Origin of the sequence: Rhizobium sp. BT04 (assembly GCF_030053135.1) — a bacterium.
Classification (GTDB): domain Bacteria; phylum Pseudomonadota; class Alphaproteobacteria; order Rhizobiales; family Rhizobiaceae; genus Rhizobium; species Rhizobium binxianense.
The window spans coordinates 281,295-297,697 of record NZ_CP125651.1 but is presented as its reverse complement, the minus strand read 5'-3'; the positions used below and the strand labels follow the sequence as shown (position 1 = coordinate 297,697).

Genomic DNA, 16,403 nt, shown 5'->3' with positions numbered 1-16,403 from the left:
CAGAAAGCATCTGTAGCGTTTCATCTTTCTGATCTAGCAGAAGGTTCTCAGCTATACGTTCTGCGCGGGTATAGCCAATTGCCGCATCTTAAATCCCGTGGCATATCGTTGCTGCATCAGGCTTTACCGAAAATCAACCACGTGGACGCTGCATGTGACAGCAACGTTGAAATCGCTGAAGGACATCCCGAAGCGAAGACATGTTGGTCATATCTTCCTGGAGGAACGCATGCCTGTCGCCCACGAAAAGCGCGAATTCCAATTCCGTATCGCCACAAAGCTTCTGCTTCTGCTTTTGATACCTGTTGCCGGTATGCTCATACCATCCGCCATCATGCTGAACCAGTATTCAGAGGTGGCGACAAATATGGAGCAAACCGACAAGCTCGTAAATTTCAATGCGAGGGTGAGCGCATATGTCCACAGCTTGCAGAAAGAAGCAGGAAAATCCGTAGCCTTCTTGACGGGCAAGGCGTCGGAAGCAGAGCTGAAACAAGCGCGAGGAGCCTCCGATGAGACGCGTGCCGCCGTCGCCAAGGCCCTGCTCGATATTCCCGTTAGTAGCATCGACACTGAGGTCGGCGCTGTTTTGAAAGACGGTATGGACAAGGCCGACCAACTCCAGGATATCCGCCCGAAAGTATCGACGAAATCCATATCCGTGGACAACACGAACCCGGCTTATACCGGCGCCATCGTTCGCCTGCTGGATTTCAGCTTGCATGCGACCGCCGCTTCCAAAGACTCGGAAGTGACACGCAACATGCTGGTCTACGCCTATCTACTACAGGCGGCCGAAGCATCGAGTGCCGCACGAGCCAACGCCGCGGGAGGCTTCTCAGCCGGCAAATTCAGCAACGATCTTTTTGCTGCGGTTGTCCGCTTCGTCGATCGGCAGAAGCAATATCAAGGCATGATCGATTTCTATGCGAATGCCGAGCAGCGGGCCTTCTTCCATTCCACCTATGCCGGCCAGCCGGTGGACGAGACAAACCGGATGCTGAAGCTGGTAGCGGACGCCGGGCCGAACGCGCCGATAAGCGATGTATCGCCGGAGGCCTGGCTCTCCGCCAATGCCGCGCGAATGGATCTTTATGCTGCCGTCGAAAAACGCTTTGAGCAGGATATGATCGATGCCGCGGCAAAGGTGTTGAAAGATGCAGACAGCAATTACTGGCTGGCGCTTGCCAGTACCGGCGTGCTCCTAACGATAACGCTCCTAGCTGCGGCTTTCGCAACACGCAGCCTGACCAGGCCGGTCCACGGAATTATCGCCTCGATGAAGAAGCTTGCCACGGGGGATCGCATTGCTGAGATTCCGTTCAAGGATAGAAGCGATGAAATGGGGGATATAGCAAGAGCGGTGGAACAGTTCAGGATCGCTGCCGTGGGGGCGGCGCAGGTCTCGGGGGAACTTGAGGAAAATCGCAAGCGTTCTGAACGCGAGCGCGTCGCCGCGCAGGAAAAAGCTGAGCAGGACGCCGCAGAACGGCTGAGAATCGCCACATCGGGTCTGGCGCAGGGGCTTCGGAGACTGGCCTCCGGCGATCTTACTTTCCAGCTAAATGAGCCCTTCGCCGCAGATTTTGAAGCGCTGCGGCACGATTTCAATGCTTCGGTCAGTCAGCTCGGCAAAACTTTGTCGGCGATGGCGGGCAGCATTTCGGCACTGGACAGTGGCACACGTGAGATTTCATCGGGTGCCAGCGACCTTTCCAAGCGCACCGAACAGCAGGCAGCCTCGCTCGAACAGACAGCTGCCGCACTCGACGAGATTACCGCGAATGTCTCCAATTCAAGCAAGCGCACGGAGGAAGCCCGCCAAGCTGCGACCCTAGCGAACCACAGCGCTGCGCAGTCGGTCCAGGTCGTGAGCCACGCGGAAGACGCGATGCAGAAGATCGAGGCTTCGTCGCAGCAGATTTCCAACATCATCGGCGTGATCGACGAGATTGCTTTCCAAACCAACCTCCTGGCGCTCAATGCGGGTGTGGAGGCAGCGCGCGCAGGTGATGCCGGCAAGGGTTTTGCGGTGGTCGCGCAAGAGGTACGCGAACTTGCCCAGCGGTCGGCGCAGGCTGCGAAGGAAATCAAGAGTCTGATCCACACTTCGTCTTCCGAAGTTGAAGGCGGCGTCAGGCTGGTCCGCGAGACCGGCATCGCGCTGAAAACTATCGGCGAGCAGATTTCAGACATCAATCGCCATATGGAGGGGATTGCAACCTCCGCAAAGGAACAGTCCATCGGACTCGCCGAGGTCAACGCAGCGGTCAATTCAATGGATCAAACAACCCAGCAGAACACCGCCATGGTCGAACAATCGACTGCGGCTTCGGCTTCGCTCGCTGAGGAAGCGGCGAAACTGCGCGCGCTCGTAGCGCAGTTCTCTTTCGAACAAAGCGTGCTCCAGGTGCATGCCCTGCAGCAGACCGCGCGGGCGATGGACGCGACCTCATCGCGCAATGCATTGCGTGCTGCGCCGGCACGCAAGCCCTCGACAAACGGTAATCTTGCCGTCGCCAACAGTTGGGAAGAATTCTGAACGGTCTGACGTTTAAAGGATAGAGGATCGCCGGCTGGGTCCGGCGATTCTTTTTCGTGCGCGCCCAGCATGGGCGCATTTATGACTGCAACGTCTACGTGCGATCGAGTTGAGTGGATGTCGGCGCTACTACGGCGCCTTTGTGACCGAACTCGCCTGTGAACGAGACCATGTCGAGCGCGGGTACAGGTCAAAGCCTAGTAAATCGAGAATGGCCACATGTCGGGCTGGAACCGACGTTCCTGCCGCCTTTCGCCGTGTCCATTCCTAACCGGCAGACTGGTAACACCCGCATTCATCGTAAAACTCCTTAACAAACCTATTTGACGATGAAATTAGTCCTCCTTTTTTGAATCGCTGTTGCGTTATACGCACCATCTCATCGATATTGACCTTGGTAGTCGGAGTCGCAGGTGTGCTGTCAAGCGCAGCTTCACGCGATCGGTAGAGACTTTCCAAAAGTTGACACTAAATAAATAAATGACAAGAAATTGGGATACTAGCAGTAGATGCATCTGTCTTATTATACTGCTGTTCGAGATATTTATGTCGCGAACTGTGTCTTAAGGATACGAAAATAGTCACTACTCTATCGGGATTAAATCGCGGTGGTTGTATTACATCGATTTGAAGCAGCCTATGTGGCTAGATTTATGGAGTCTTTAGGTGTGCCGACACCCCCTCACTGAGATCAGTGAATTCTCAATCGCGGGATCGAGCATGGGCGATCTTGAGAACCGCCTTTCCACCCTCTGCATGCGAAGTGAGGTGGACCTAGAGGGCAGCGAACAAGTTGCTTTCAATGTCCATGGCATTAATTCGAACCAAATCTCTATTATTGCCGGAACGTATTGGGGCAACCTCAAGATGCGGCATCGCAACCCGAGCGAATCAAACATTGTCCTCCTGCCGTTGTGCGGGCGGTCGATAGTCACTGTAAACGGCCAACGGGTACTTTCGGAGGGGACGCGTGGGGCTTTTGTGAGTAGCATGTCAGATAATGCCTTGCATTTTGTCGGCACACGAAAACATCTCGGCCTGAAGATTAGCGAGCAGGTATTGTCTCAGCGTCTAGGTCTTCGTCTCGATACGTCAGTTCGCGGCAGGATCGATTTTTCGCCAGAAATAGATTTGGCAACAGGACCGGGATCTTTTCTAGTACGGTTAGCAGAGTTGATGTATTCGGGCTTGGCAGATCGAACTTTGGTTCAGGCGCCGCTTGCGTTAGTTAATCTAACAAATACGATTTTAGAACTCTTGCTGGATGCAACCCAGCACCGTTATTCGAGTGAACTCCTGCGTACCGTCCAATCGCCAATGCCGCGAACCGTCAAGCGCGCCATCGACTATATGCGTGCACACATCGATCAACCGATAATGATCAGCGATGTAGCACAAGCGGCGGGGGTAAGCCCGCGCACTTTGCAGCAGGGCTTTCGAGACTTTCGCCACACGACACCTATGGCATTCCTGCAGCATTTAAGGCTTGACGCTGTTCACCAGGAATTATCACAAGGCGTGCCGGGACAAACAGTCAAAAAGGTTGCGCAGAAATGGGGATTTGTGCACGCGAGCAGGTTCGCCGCAGAGTATCGAAATCGCTTTGGTGAATTTCCATCGGAGACGATGCGCAAGTCAGGGATAGCGTCTTTGGATTGGTTGGGCTGAGGGTGCTGACAAAGTGGGTTCACAGAGCCGACTTCGCCTGACCTCGGCCGCTTTCTGAGATGCAGTTTTGTAATGTGGCCTGAGTGACACAGCATCCCGGACGATCGTCAGTTCGTCGACGGCAGAACGCCCAGATTGAGAAACTCGCCTAGAGCGTCTTCGATCCGATGCGCGGGATGGCGAGGTCGTCGAGCCGGGCAAGTACCGTCTCGGGAACCGCGAGGCAGAAAAGAAGCAGGTCCTGCGCGCCGAGACGCAGCAGCAATTCATGGAAGCGCGGCCGCGTCCCGCCGGTGGTGGCTTCGCGGAAGTCGTAGCCTGCGATGCGGGCCAGCGGAACGCAGGTGGTGAGCGCTGAATAACTGTCCTGTAAGTACCGGCGCGTCGGTTGGTCGCGACTGATGATGATCAGTTCATCTGGGGCTAACAGGAGTAGGAGGCCGGTTGTCATTCGGCGTCGGCCGTCGCGGTCGAGGCACCTACTACCGGGCGGCTCGAAATGAGCGGCGGCGATCGGCGTAGGGCATCGCCCTTGCGCTATCAAAAACATTGAGCGGAAGAAGTTGTCGGTGATGGCGATGCTGGGCACGGTCGCCGGCAGGCGCGGCGTCTGTACCGGACTTGCGCAACGGCTCCTGACGAAATCGGACGCATCCTCCATCAACCGCTTCGACACGTTGTTGAAGGCCAGCTTGATCTCGCTCCCGCTCGTCAGCAGGAGCGAAAAGGTTCCTTGCAGCAGGTCGGAACCGTTGCGGACGGCCGCGACGCCGTCCCAGGAACATTCATCGAAGACGATACGGTTTTCGACGAGGCGGTAGATGCTCACGCCGTTTTCGTCGATGGCCAGGACGGCGAGATAGAGATCCATCCCTGGGCGCATTACGCGGCGGTCAGCATGGACGGGTATCTTTAGGATAAAGCGGGCATCGTGGTGCCGCGCATAGGCAAAGCGAAAACGCGACGGCATTTCGCTTTCCTTGGTGATCTGGTAGACCCAAGGGCCGAAGGCGTCATATTCCTGTCGGTCCTCAGGCGTAGCGGCGTGATACCAGTCATGGGCCTTTGTTTCAGGCTCAGATTTGCGAAATAGGCCCAGCATGCTTTTCCTCCACCCGCTTTAGATACGCGGAAATCAAGTCGAACCCCCGCGCCGTCGCCGCGATGTCTTCCGGCGTCATGTCGGCGAACAGCTGCCGGAACATTCTGAGCCGATATTCCATGAGATGGCGAACGAAGCGCTCCCCCCTGTTGGTCAGCGCCACCCGATAGCTGCGCTCGTTACCGGGAATGTCGAGCCTCCTGATCAAGTCCAGGTCCCTCAGGCGCCGAAGTACCGATGTCAGGCTGCCTTTGATGAGACTGAGATCACGGCTTAGGTCCATCGGCCGCATCGTCCCCTCGAGGTTCAGCGCCATACAGACGACGATTTCGTAATCGGAATAGGTGCGCCCTTCAAATTCGACGCGGTGCAGGATGGGGTTTATGTGAACCTGGAAATAGCGCATGAACGCACCGATGCTGTGATCAAGAAGGTCGGGCGGGCAGGCCTCTACTGTCATTGTCGGAGCTACCAATCTCAAATTGTCTGATTTCAAACAGTCTTCTTTCAAACATACTATGTCAAGTTGCAGTTAGACGCAGGCTTGTCCTCCGCCACAGGTTTCAGCCTCAAGTTTCACGCTGATACGAAAGCCGATGGTCGCTGACGAGCACAGCTCGACATCATTGATCTGTCCGGCATCGCCTTTAGTCGTTCCACTCCGTCGCTCGTCATCAAACGGCGACTGGCTGTGGCGGTTCGACATCGCACTTTCGTGGCGCGTGATGCACGTGAAGTTGTCTACCAGTTGCGCAACTCCATCGAACGCTGCTTAACAAGCTCAAGCATTTCCCTTGCTTCGCAATCCGTTGCGTCGACGCGCAGAGTATTACCTCGCTTCATCCATCTCGCCGCAATCTGCTGTGGCGCAGATGGACGTGGATTCGTCGCGGTTGGCAAAAAATAATTGGAAGGCCTATCCGCGCACAGGTCTAATACAATTTCCAGGAGGCGCATGTTAGGCGGGAATCAAAGGACGATACGCGCACGGCAGGCCGCATGATCGGCCTGCAGCTTGAGTCATACTGCGCGTTTAACCGAAGCGGCCGGAATGTCGGCATCCCGGCAACCGAAGATTTTAGTTGTTGACGCTTGCCCAGCTCGCAGTCGTGCCAGGGTACGCCATGGCGAACTTCCGCGGTGAAGGTGAACTCGCCATCTCAATTCGGAAATGAAAGACGAAAACGAATGAGGTCATGTTCGGGACAGGATACTTCCGCTTCGCCCCGGTGCAGCCGCATAATAGCATCGACGATCGCCAGACCGAGCCCATGGGATTCTGTCGCAGCACTGCGCGACGGGTCGGCCCTGTAGAAGCGGTCAAATAGCCGACTGAGTTGTTCCGGCGAAGGTGACGACCCGCGGTTTTCGACTTCCACGATCGCTTGGTCCCCGGCGCTTGTGGCGCACAGCCGAACGATCGATCCTTCCCTGCCGTGACGGATAGCATTGAAGACCAGATTGCTGACCGCGCGCCGAAAGAGATCCAGATTGGCACATGCTATGCCGTCGGCTTCGATGCTGAAGCTCACGTTGCGTTCGAAGGCCGGACCTTCGAAATAGTCAGCGATCTTCTGCAGTTCCCCGCCCATATCGATCCGCGTCCGCTCAATTTGCTGACTGCCATGGTCAGCCCGAGCGAGGAAAAGCATATTTTCGGCCAGCCGGCTCAGCCGTTCAAACTCCTCTAAGTTGGATTCGAGGACGAGTTGATACTCATCGGACGTCCTGGGCTTAGCCAACGTCACCTGGGTCTGTCCGATCAATACGCCAAGCGGCGTTCGGATCTCGTGCGCGAGGTCGGCGGAGAATTGCGATAGGCGCTGGTAGCCATCCGCCAGCCGATCGAGCGTGGCGTTGAATGCCCTGGCGAGCGCGCGCAGCTCGGCCGGGGCGGCCATGGGATCGAGGCGCAAATCGAGGCGCCCCGGATGGATTTCGGCAGCTTTGGCCGCCATGTCATGGACCGGTCGCAGTCCCCGCCGTAGCAATCCATAAGCAACTAATGTCGCGGCGGCCACACCAGCAACCGTGGACAGTATGATTCGTTCCCGATAAGCAGCCAGCATCGCGCGCTCGTTTGTCATCTGATATCCGGCGATCACTTCGAGTGGCGAATTGCTCTGCAGGGCGGTTGTTCGTGCAGATGCCCAATAAACCTCGGTACCAGCGGCAGTCGTCGTTTTGAAGGCGACCGCCGCAAAGCCGTGGCCTTTCGTGTCTGGAAGAAGCTGCGGTAGCGGGATCTCGTCCTGATTGACCTCGATGACAACTTCTCCGGAGGGACGCCGAAAGACGAGAACGTCGCGTTCTGCACCGAGCATGCTCGCAATCAGCAGGGGACGGTCATGCAGTTCAGCCACCGAATACATTTCATGGACGAGCCGGGCGTAGTAGGAGGCGCGCCCGGAAGTAAGGGACTCGATACGCTGCTCCTGAGACTGGCGAACGGAATGATAGAAATAGGTGCCGAGGGTCACGCTGAGAATGCACAAGACTGCGACGTAGGATACCGTCATTCGCAACATCAGGGACGACGGTCGGCTTGCACCTGAGGTCATGCTTCGCTGCTCAGGCTATATCCGACGCTTCGGATCGTGGAAATCAACTTATGGTTAAACGCCGCATCAACCTTCGCCCGCAGTCGCTTGATCGCGACGTCAACGACATTCGTATCGCTGTCAAAATTCATGTCCCAGACTTCCGAGGCGATCTGCGTGCGCGAGAGAACCTCACCTTGCCGCTTCATCAACAGATGAAGAAGCATGAATTCCTTGTTGGTCAAGGCGATTTCGACGCCGCCGCGCGTAACCTTTCGGCGCAGCACGTCGAGCTTCAGGTCCGCCACCTCAAAGGTGTCGTTTTCGCGCACGATGCCGCGCCGGAGGATTGTACGAATACGCAGTTCCAGTTCTACAAATGAGAAAGGCTTTACCAAATAATCGTCGGCGCCGAGGCGTAGTCCCCGAATACGGTCGTTCACATCGTCACGAGCCGAAAGAAAAATGACGGGCAGATCGCGGTGCAGCCGAATGCGGCGGATCACTTCCCACCCTTCGAGCCCGGGAAGCATGACGTCAAGGATGACCAGTTCGTAGGCGTTTTCCATTACCAAATGCAGGCCGGTAATACCCGTGCGTGCCAGATCGACGGAATAGCCATTCTCCTTCAGTCCCTTGCGGAGATAGTCACCGGTCTTCGGATCGTCTTCGATTATCAGAATCGCCACGCCTATCGCACTCCAGAACTGAGTTTGACTAATGTCTCGACTGAGACATTTCCGTGAACGGCGGATGACAAATTTGTCATCGTTGCGTCACCCTGCGGTGGCAGTTCCCAGATTACTCATCGCATCGTTCTGTCCTGTATTGGAGTTCCAGCGTCAATGTTCAACCCCACGAGATCCCCTTTCCTAGCTGCAGCGCTAACGGCCACAGTCCTCTGCTCCACCGCCGTCGGCGTCGCCCACGCCACTGAGCCCGTGCGCGTCCGCGGCTCACTCACCGGCGTAACAGTGAACGAACTAAAGGTGCGTACACGGGACGGTAAGGATGTCGGTATCAAAATCGGTGCCGATACCAAAATAGCCTCCGTTATGCTGACCGATTTGAGCGCAATAAAACCGGATAGCTATATCGGCACGGCGGCTGCACCACAGGCGGATGGCACCCTCAAGGCCCTGGAGGTTCACATCTTTCCTCCCTCCATGCGTGGTGTCGGAGAAGGGAGCGGGCCGTGGGACATGCAGCCGAACAGCACTATGACCAATGGTTCCGTTGGCAGCATCCTGGGTGCGGACGGACGGACACTGACGGTCAAATATGAGAGCGGGGAAAAGAAAGTCTTCATCCCGGCGGACGTTCCGATTGTTAGCATCGAACCGGCCGATCGCTCGGTGCTAAAGATCGGGGCGAAGGTTCTTCTGCTCGCAGCAAAGGCTGGTGACGAATCGCTCTCGGCATTTGCGGTAAATGTCGGCGCAAATGGCATCGCTCCTCCCATGTAACGTATCCCGATGCTGTTACGAGTCCCACATTTGCGCACGGTGTTCCGTCCTGCGGTGATCCGCATCACTCATTGGATCAACGCGTTTGCCATGCTGTGCATGGTTTCGAGCGGGATGGGTATATATAACGCCCATCCGATCTTCGATTTCAGCTTCCCTCCGGCCGTAACGCTCGGGGGGTGGCTTGGTGGTTCGACAATCTGGCACTTTGCCGTCATGTGGCTGCTGGTCGGTAACGGACTACTTTACCTCCTGTTCGGAGTCGCAAGCGGGTATTTGGGCCGGCAGATGTTCCCAGTGCGGCTAGGCGAGCTTTTGCGTGATGTCCGTTTGGCACTGGCTTTCAGGCTGCGGCACGAGTCGGGGTCTTACAATACCATTCAAAAGGCGTTGTACATCGCCGTTCTTCTGCTCGGAGTGCTCATGGTCACTTCTGGGCTGGCCATCTGGAAACCTGTGCAGTTCTCTCCGCTGACGGCGCTATTCGGTGGATTCGATTTTGCCCGCGTCGTCCACTTCCTGGGCATGGCGGCGATCCTTTGTTTTACCGCCCTCCACCTAGTGATGGTAATCTTGGTTCCCCAGACATTGCTGTCCATGGTGACCGGAACGAGTTCTTCCAATCACAAGAGGCGTGCCGATCGTGACGAAAAAGCCTGAGGCCTTTGACAAGTTCCCGGTCGGGCTCGAAGAGCGCGACGTCTTGCCCAGCAGCCGGAAAAATGTCGCCTCGCGCGATCATCGTCCAATGCTCGAAAACCTTCAACGGCGCTTTTTCCTTCGGCAAACTCTCTCGCTCGGCGCTGTCGCTATGCTATCGGGGTGCAATCTCCAGGACGGCGACACTATTGACAGGATCCTCTGGGCCATGTCGCGATGGAACGATCGCGCGCAAGCCTGGTTGTTCGGCCAAAACAAGCTTGCCCCCACCTATGGGCCAACTGATGTTACGCGGCCTTTTCCGTTCAATGCCTTCTACCCTGAAGATAGCGTTCCCGATATTGACTTGTCCGAATATCGTTTGGAAGTGTCTGGATTGGTCGACAATAAACGGTTCTGGAGCCTCGAGGATCTGCGCGTATTGCCGCAGGTGTCACAGATTACCCGGCACATCTGCATCGAGGGATGGAGCGCCATCGGCGAGTGGAGCGGTGTTCCGCTGCGCAGTTTTCTTGAGCGGATCGGAGCAGATCTGACAGCGCGCTATGTCGGATTTAAATGCGCGGACCGCTACTACACCAGCCTTGACATGCCGACTGCTTTACATCCGCAAACGATCCTTGCGTTGGATTTCGACAAGGGGCCGCTGCCTGCGAAATACGGCTATCCTCTAAAGCTGAGGGTGCCGACGAAGTTGGGTTTTAAAAACCCAAAGCACATCGCAGCGATTTTTATAACCAACGAATATCCCGGCGGCTACTGGGAGGACCAAGGTTATAACTGGTTTAGTGGTCTGTGATGCGAGATCGCGGCATCCGAGAGATAACTGGTGATTGCGATTGAGAAGAGGTATGGGCCGTAATCCAAAGCAGGCCCTATCGTGCTATTGACTTTTCGCCCACGTGATCGTGACCGGTTTAGGGCGTAGACAGCCTCCGGCAAACCCGGCGCGGTTCAAATCCTCATATGGCGAAGCCCTGTTCAGGCATAACCATCAACGATCAACCGCCAATCCGTAAGGTGGGGGACAAAACAGCGCTTACAAAAGAAGACCAAGCTCACGACGATGCGAAGATTGTGGGCTCCCTCCCGATGCCCTGAAGTTCCGCCATCTGCGGGGCCGATGTGATGCCGCTGTCACGTAGGTTCTCCGAAACCTGGGCATCCCCGACGATCGCTCGGTTGTCATGATCACATTGGGATCGGCAAGGCCCTGGGCGGGGGAGGCGATCTTGACAGTTTGGCCGAAGTAGTCCTGCCGGTCGTTCAGGTTGACTGCGAGGCATGGTCCCTCATGAATGCCGATCTTCAGGAGAAGCTCGTCGCTGCCGTGTTCGGTATTTAGTTGAAGCATCGCCTCAGTTTTCGCGGCTTTGCCAACCATGTCATTTGCCACCTGCTTGCCAAAAGACCATAATTGTCTCACCTAGATCACCCATCGACATCAGGCAGTCTGAATTGGATCAACGCTGAATGCGCATACCCTACGTTTTTCTTGCAGCATTTCTTGCAATCGCATCGTCCGCATATGCTGAAGTTGCCTCACCGCCGGCTTTGGCGCCGCTGAAGCGGCAGGCGCAGGCCGCTCAGTTGAGCGCACAATTTCTGTCGCGATACAGCTACAAACCCGTTGCGCTCGACGACGCCTTGTCGGCCAAGGTCATGGATCGCTTCATCAAGTCGCTTGATCCGGACCGCATGCTCTTCCTGCAGGCCGATGTCGACAGGTTCATGGCTGACCGCAGCGAGATCGACGATGCGATAGAAAAGCAGGACTTGAAGATCCCGTTTGCGATTTTCAACGCCTATGAGCAGCGTGTTGTCGACCGGATGACCTACGCGCGCAGCCTGCTGAAACAGGGCTTCGATTTCGGCGCGAAGGAAGATTTTTCGGTGCTGCGCGATAAGGAGCCATGGCCGCAGTCGGAAGCGGAGAGCAACGAGCTTTGGCGCAAGCGCGTCAAAAGCGACTGGTTGCGGCTGAAGCTGGGCGGCAAAACCGACGCAGCTATTCGCGAAACCCTCGACAAACGTTACGAAAACTCACTCGAGCGGGCTTACCAGTTTAAAAGCGACGACGTTTTCCAGTCGTTCATGGACTCCTTTGCAACCTCTGTCGATCCGCACACGGACTATTTCGGCGCGGCCGCTTCAGCCGACTTCAATGTCTCGATGAAGCTTTCTCTGTTCGGCATCGGTGCCGTGCTGCAGGAGCGCGACGACTACACGACAATCCGTGAGCTGGTGCCTGGCGGGCCGGCGCAGCTGTCCGGCAAGCTCGCGGTCGGAGACCGCATTACCGGCGTTGGCCAGGGCAAGGATGGGCCGATCAAGGAAGTGGTGGGCACGCGCCTTGATGAAGTCGTGCAGATGATCCGCGGGAAGAAAGGCTCCGTCGTGCGCCTGGATATCCTGCCGGCCGATGCCGGCGCCGATGCCGCGCATCGCGTCGTCAGCCTGGTGCGCGATAAGATCAGTCTCGACAAGCAGGCTGCCAGGAAAACCGTGCTGTCCGTGAAGGCGGGTGATGCCACGCGTAAAATCGGCATCATTACGCTGCCGGTCTTCTATGAGGATTTTGAAGCCAAGAGCAAAGGCGACAAGGACTACAAGAGTGCAAGCCGCGATGTCGCCAAGCTTCTCGGCGAACTGAACGAGGAAAAGGTCGACAGCGTTCTCATCGACCTGCGCAACAATGGCGGCGGTTCGTTGGATGAGGCGATCGATCTCACAGGTCTCTTCATCGGCAATGGCCCGGTCGTTCAGCAGCGCGGCAGCGATGGCAAGATCGCGGTCAGAAGCGCTGATTTTGCAGCACCTGTCTGGACGGGCCCGATGGGCGTCCTGATCAATCGCGGTTCGGCCTCGGCTTCAGAGATCTTTGCCGCGGCAATCCAGGATTACGGTCGCGGTGTGATCATCGGCGAACCCAGTTTCGGCAAGGGCACCGTTCAGACAGTCGTCGATCTCGACCAGGTGGTTCACAACAGCAAACCCGAATTCGGGGAGCTGAAAGTGACGATTTCCCAGTTTTTCCGGGTCAACGGCGGTACGACGCAGCTGCGCGGCGTGACGCCCGATCTCAGCCTGCCGGGACTGTCCGATCCGACTGCTTTCGGCGAGACCAGTTATGACAATGCCCTGCCGTGGGCTGAGATCAAGCCGGCGCGCTATACCCCCGACGAGACGATCCAAACACTGCTGCCGTCATTGCAAAGCCGCCATGATGCGCGGGTCAAGAGCGATCCGGACTTCCAGCGCCTGATCAAAGACATTGCCGACCTGAAGGCACAGCGCGAGAAAGGGGTTGTTTCCCTCAACGAAGCCGAACGTCGCAAGGAAGCGGCGGCGCGGGAAAGTCGGTTCAAGTCTCGCGCGCAGGCAGGTGATGGCGAAGATCTCGGTGGAGATGATGGCTTGCAGGCAGACGAGCGCAGCCTGAGCGCCGATATTGCCATGGAAAATGCCCGCAAAAATGCAAAAGACGCCTTGCTTGATGAAGCCGCCGCCATTCTTGCCGATGAGGCGGATTTGCAGACAGGCGTGCCACAGGCCGCTCCACAACAAGCGGGAACTAAAAACGGAAAATAGCCATCTGGCCGGCGCAACGGCGAGCGCAGCTTTGATCATGTTTTCGCAGCCGTAGGATTGCCGAGGGAATGCCGCGGCCACGTGGCCCGGTCACTCCTTCGGCATGTGGGCTTCCTGTCGGCCTTCGCCGGCAGGCGCGGCCTGCACCGATGTTCATGCCGGGCTGCAATGCGCGCGAAGAACAGTGGAAGCTCAGGACAGGGCGAAAATTCTGACCTCTCTGCCGATGCCCTGAAGTTCCGCCATCCGCGAGGCCGATGTGATGCCGCTGTCGCGCAGGATCTCCGAAACCTGGGCATCGCCGACGATCGCCTCGGTCGTCATGATCACATTGGGATCGGCAAGGCCCTGGACGCGGGAGGCAATGTTGACGGTCTGGCCGAAATAGTCCTGCCGGTCGTTCAGGTTGACGGCAAGGCAAGGGCCTTCATGGATGCCGATCTTCAGCAGAAGATCGTCGCTACCGTGTTCGGCATTCAACCGAAGCATCGCCTCGCGCATCCTGAGTGCAGCCGCCACCGCGCGGTCCGGGCTCGGAAAGGTCGCCATCACGGCATCGCCGATGGTCTTGACCACCGCTCCGGCCTCCGTGGCGACGATCTCGTGCAGAACCCTGAAATGCGCCCGCACCAGATCGAAAGCGGCAAGATCTCCGACGCGCTCGTAGAGCGCGGTCGAGCCCCTCAAGTCGGTGAAGAGGAAAGTCAGGCTGGTGATCTTGAGGCGCTGGTCGACGTCGAGCGTATCGGTCCGGTAGATGTCGCGGAAGCTCTGATTGGTCAGCAGGCGCTTGGCTGTCAGAAAAGGCCGCCTGCGGCCCAACAGGTCGTGCAGGTCATCTCCTGCGATACAGACGTTCGGTACCACCCTGCGATCGGTGTGGTTTTCGAGGGTGAGCCGCAGCAGACCGGGCCGAAGGGTCAGCGTTTCGTTCAGCGCATGCGTTCGGCTGATGACCATCGAGAGGGTTTGACGTTCGTCGGTGGGCTCGCCCTTCACGTCGATGAACTGCGCCGAGTGGGTGACCGCATCGAAGATGATGACGAATTGCGCCGGCAGTTGCAGGGAGACGAAAGCCTTCTCGCCCGGAGCCAACTCGATCATCTCCAGCTGGATGCGTGAAAACCTCGCTTCCAGGTCCTCCGGCAAATCGACACCGGAGCTGAAGAAGATTTGGCGGTAGTACTCGAGCGGAGGCAGGAGATCGGGGTCGTGGGCGGCAATCCTGCGCACGCGCGGGCTGACCGTGAATGTTACCTCGACCATCTCGTCGAGCGTCGGCTCGTATCCGGCTGCGCAGAGCGCGCAATGGTACGTCTCCTGGGAGACCCCTTTGAGGGTTGCGCCGCTGTCAAGGACGCCGCCGCATCCCGGGCAAAGCACATTCCAGGTCATCTCGAACGCGCCGATGCGGGCGGCATGCAGAAGCGCTGCGATGGTTTTCTCTTCATCGAGATGATGCTTGCCGGCGAAGGCGAGCGCATTGATGCGATTGAGATCGCGATCCGAGCCATGCCTGACGACGTTTTCGATGCAGTCAACCGTCTGCGGGTCAGCGGCCTGTCGCAGGGCGGCAAAAAGGACGTCCACTTCGCTCATTAGACAGGTCTCCGTGCGCAGAACCCACGGCGGACGACGCCAGGACCGCGATCATAACACGGGAGTTTCCCAATAGAAATCTATAGGCTCGGAGCTGCCTACTGCCCAAGCGACTTGGACTGTTCATTTGTAGGGCGCCGCAGCCAACGATCCCCGATCGCTTCGTCGCAACATGGTCAATGAAAAAACCGTGAGTGCTTCGAGCCAATGATGGCCATCAGTGCTTCCGGTCTGCGCCCCCCATGTCGGCCATAGAGGCGATCTTGCCTTCGCCCGCAAGCAGACATTGCGACGACCACCTGAAGTTCCTAGTCGCGCCACAACCGGCCATTTCCGCAGGTCTGTGTGCGTCACGCCCGACTCGCCCGAACGCTCAGCCACCGATCATGGGGCTTTCCGACGCACCGACGTACCTCGCTGACGATCCAGCCGGCGTCTGTGAGTGCGGACCGCAGGGTAGACTCGCGCCAGTACGTCTCGACGTAGCGCCGCGGCGCTGCAGGACTGCCGTGTGTGGACACATCCTCGCCGTCGCCCTCTCTAACCGAGGCGTGCAGTTGGCCACCGGTCCGGGTCGCCTCGGCAAGCTTTCCAAGCACCGTGCCGAAATCCTCGCGCGCGACGTGAATCAGGCAGGCACAGGCCCAGATCCCGTCGTACGGCGTGCCGGGCCGCTGCGGGTCGGCCAAGTCTTCGGTCAGCGGGTCCAACAGGTCGGCCTCGAAGCCACCCTCGCGAAGCAGTTCGACGAAACCCTTCGAAATGTCGGTGCGCCGGACGCTAATGCCCCGCTTCTCAAGCTCAAGTGCATCGCGCCCGCCGCCGCTTCCGATCTCCAGCACTCTGCCCGAGCCACCCAGCGCGGTCACGAACACATCGATCTCTGTCGCGACCCATTCGGGCATCGCCGCAGCCTCTGCAGCGTAGTCAGCCGCGACCGTATCATAAGACCGCACGGTATCCCGGTCGGTGCCCATCCTAGCGCTCCTCCTTCAAGACAAGAGGCTCGATGAGCGAGATGCCCATCAGCCCGTAGCGCCGTTCATACTCCGGCAGTGGGTGACATCGCGGACAATTTGCTTCCCAGCTTTAGCAGAAATGCGATCAGAGACACCACCGACCGATTGCCAATGCTGCCGGGCGGCAATGCGCCCCCACAATGCTCATAGAGCCACCCGTCGCTGTTGCTGCAAAGCGGACATGACACAGTGACAACGCGGGCCGCAGTTGCGCCA

General features: G+C 57.6%; 13 protein-coding genes and 1 pseudogene. 6 read left to right on the top strand and 8 right to left on the bottom strand.

Features of this window, described 5'->3' with window-relative positions; genetic code table 11:
- Positions 1-154: 154 nt before the first annotated feature.
- Together QMO82_RS06645 and QMO82_RS06640 are read left to right on the top strand one after the other, a co-directional pair.
- On the top strand, positions 155-2,542 hold the full coding sequence (locus QMO82_RS06645; RefSeq protein WP_277545076.1) for a methyl-accepting chemotaxis protein: 2,388 nt from the start codon (positions 155-157) through the stop codon (positions 2,540-2,542).
- A gap of 720 nt (positions 2,543-3,262) precedes the next feature.
- The gene (locus QMO82_RS06640; protein WP_183609362.1) at positions 3,263-4,210 is read left to right on the top strand and encodes a helix-turn-helix transcriptional regulator; all 948 of its coding nucleotides are present in this window, start codon (positions 3,263-3,265) and stop codon (positions 4,208-4,210) included.
- A 148-nt stretch (positions 4,211-4,358) separates the two neighbouring features.
- On the opposite strand, the gene QMO82_RS06635 is transcribed toward QMO82_RS06640, so the two are convergent.
- The 5 genes from QMO82_RS06635 to QMO82_RS06615 form a co-directional block, all read right to left on the bottom strand.
- Complete coding sequence (locus tag QMO82_RS06635) at positions 4,359-5,312, bottom strand: hypothetical protein (protein ID WP_183609361.1); 954 nt, start codon at positions 5,310-5,312, stop codon at positions 4,359-4,361.
- Positions 5,287-5,772 carry a hypothetical protein gene (locus QMO82_RS06630; RefSeq protein ID WP_183609360.1) on the bottom strand — a complete coding sequence of 162 codons (486 nt, stop codon included), beginning with the start codon at positions 5,770-5,772 and terminating at the stop codon, positions 5,287-5,289. The genes QMO82_RS06635 and QMO82_RS06630 overlap by 26 nt, the downstream gene beginning before the upstream one ends.
- A gap of 72 nt (positions 5,773-5,844) precedes the next feature.
- Positions 5,845-6,018 (bottom strand): hypothetical protein, encoded by a 174-nt coding sequence (locus QMO82_RS06625; protein WP_183609359.1) that lies wholly within the window; start codon positions 6,016-6,018, stop codon positions 5,845-5,847.
- A 454-nt stretch (positions 6,019-6,472) separates the two neighbouring features.
- Positions 6,473-7,831, bottom strand: coding sequence for a heavy metal sensor histidine kinase (locus tag QMO82_RS06620; RefSeq protein WP_246718370.1), 1,359 nt, complete (start codon positions 7,829-7,831; stop codon positions 6,473-6,475).
- Between the two features lie 38 nt (positions 7,832-7,869).
- The gene (locus QMO82_RS06615; protein WP_183609357.1) at positions 7,870-8,541 is read right to left on the bottom strand and encodes a heavy metal response regulator transcription factor; all 672 of its coding nucleotides are present in this window, start codon (positions 8,539-8,541) and stop codon (positions 7,870-7,872) included.
- Positions 8,542-8,826: 285 nt separating this feature from the next.
- Here QMO82_RS06615 and QMO82_RS06610 point away from each other — a divergent pair, with 285 nt between their 5' ends.
- From QMO82_RS06610 to QMO82_RS06600, 3 genes are all read left to right on the top strand, one after another.
- Positions 8,827-9,318: a hypothetical protein gene (locus tag QMO82_RS06610; RefSeq protein WP_246718369.1), complete on the top strand. Its 492-nt coding sequence runs from the start codon at positions 8,827-8,829 to the stop codon at positions 9,316-9,318.
- A 9-nt stretch (positions 9,319-9,327) separates the two neighbouring features.
- The gene (locus QMO82_RS06605) at positions 9,328-9,978 is read left to right on the top strand and encodes a cytochrome b/b6 domain-containing protein (RefSeq protein WP_183609355.1); all 651 of its coding nucleotides are present in this window, start codon (positions 9,328-9,330) and stop codon (positions 9,976-9,978) included.
- Positions 9,979-10,066: 88 nt separating this feature from the next.
- Entirely contained in the window at positions 10,067-10,777 is a 711-nt protein-coding gene (locus tag QMO82_RS06600; RefSeq protein WP_183609388.1) for a molybdopterin-dependent oxidoreductase, read from the top strand.
- Positions 10,778-11,036: 259 nt separating this feature from the next.
- Here the strand turns inward: QMO82_RS06600 and QMO82_RS06595 are convergent.
- Positions 11,037-11,338: pseudogene (locus QMO82_RS06595) on the bottom strand (adenylate/guanylate cyclase domain-containing protein); the annotation flags it as partial.
- Positions 11,339-11,451: 113 nt separating this feature from the next.
- On the opposite strand from QMO82_RS06595, the gene QMO82_RS06590 reads away from it, so the two are divergent.
- Positions 11,452-13,569 (top strand): carboxy terminal-processing peptidase, encoded by a 2,118-nt coding sequence (locus QMO82_RS06590; RefSeq protein WP_183609354.1) that lies wholly within the window; start codon positions 11,452-11,454, stop codon positions 13,567-13,569.
- Positions 13,570-13,761: 192 nt separating this feature from the next.
- On the opposite strand, the gene QMO82_RS06585 is transcribed toward QMO82_RS06590, so the two are convergent.
- On the bottom strand, positions 13,762-15,168 hold the full coding sequence (locus QMO82_RS06585; RefSeq protein WP_183609353.1) for an adenylate/guanylate cyclase domain-containing protein: 1,407 nt from the start codon (positions 15,166-15,168) through the stop codon (positions 13,762-13,764).
- 350 nt (positions 15,169-15,518) lie between these two features.
- A complete protein-coding gene (locus tag QMO82_RS06580) occupies positions 15,519-16,145 on the bottom strand; it encodes a bifunctional 2-polyprenyl-6-hydroxyphenol methylase/3-demethylubiquinol 3-O-methyltransferase UbiG (protein ID WP_183609352.1) in 627 nt (208 codons plus the stop codon).
- Between the last annotated feature and the right edge of the window lie 258 nt (positions 16,146-16,403).

Coding starts and splice junctions, on each gene's coding strand:
- QMO82_RS06640 (WP_183609362.1), top strand. CDS start 3,263: ATGGGCGATCTTGAGAACCGCCTTTCCACCCTCTGCATGCGAAGTGAG.
- QMO82_RS06635 (WP_183609361.1), bottom strand. CDS start 5,312: ATGCTGGGCCTATTTCGCAAATCTGAGCCTGAAACAAAGGCCCATGAC.
- QMO82_RS06630 (WP_183609360.1), bottom strand. CDS start 5,772: ATGACAGTAGAGGCCTGCCCGCCCGACCTTCTTGATCACAGCATCGGT.
- QMO82_RS06625 (WP_183609359.1), bottom strand. CDS start 6,018: ATGTCGAACCGCCACAGCCAGTCGCCGTTTGATGACGAGCGACGGAGT.
- QMO82_RS06620 (WP_246718370.1), bottom strand. CDS start 7,831: ATGACGGTATCCTACGTCGCAGTCTTGTGCATTCTCAGCGTGACCCTC.
- QMO82_RS06605 (WP_183609355.1), top strand. CDS start 9,328: ATGCTGTTACGAGTCCCACATTTGCGCACGGTGTTCCGTCCTGCGGTG.
- QMO82_RS06600 (WP_183609388.1), top strand. CDS start 10,067: ATGCTCGAAAACCTTCAACGGCGCTTTTTCCTTCGGCAAACTCTCTCG.
- QMO82_RS06590 (WP_183609354.1), top strand. CDS start 11,452: ATGCGCATACCCTACGTTTTTCTTGCAGCATTTCTTGCAATCGCATCG.
- QMO82_RS06585 (WP_183609353.1), bottom strand. CDS start 15,168: ATGAGCGAAGTGGACGTCCTTTTTGCCGCCCTGCGACAGGCCGCTGAC.
- QMO82_RS06580 (WP_183609352.1), bottom strand. CDS start 16,145: ATGGGCACCGACCGGGATACCGTGCGGTCTTATGATACGGTCGCGGCT.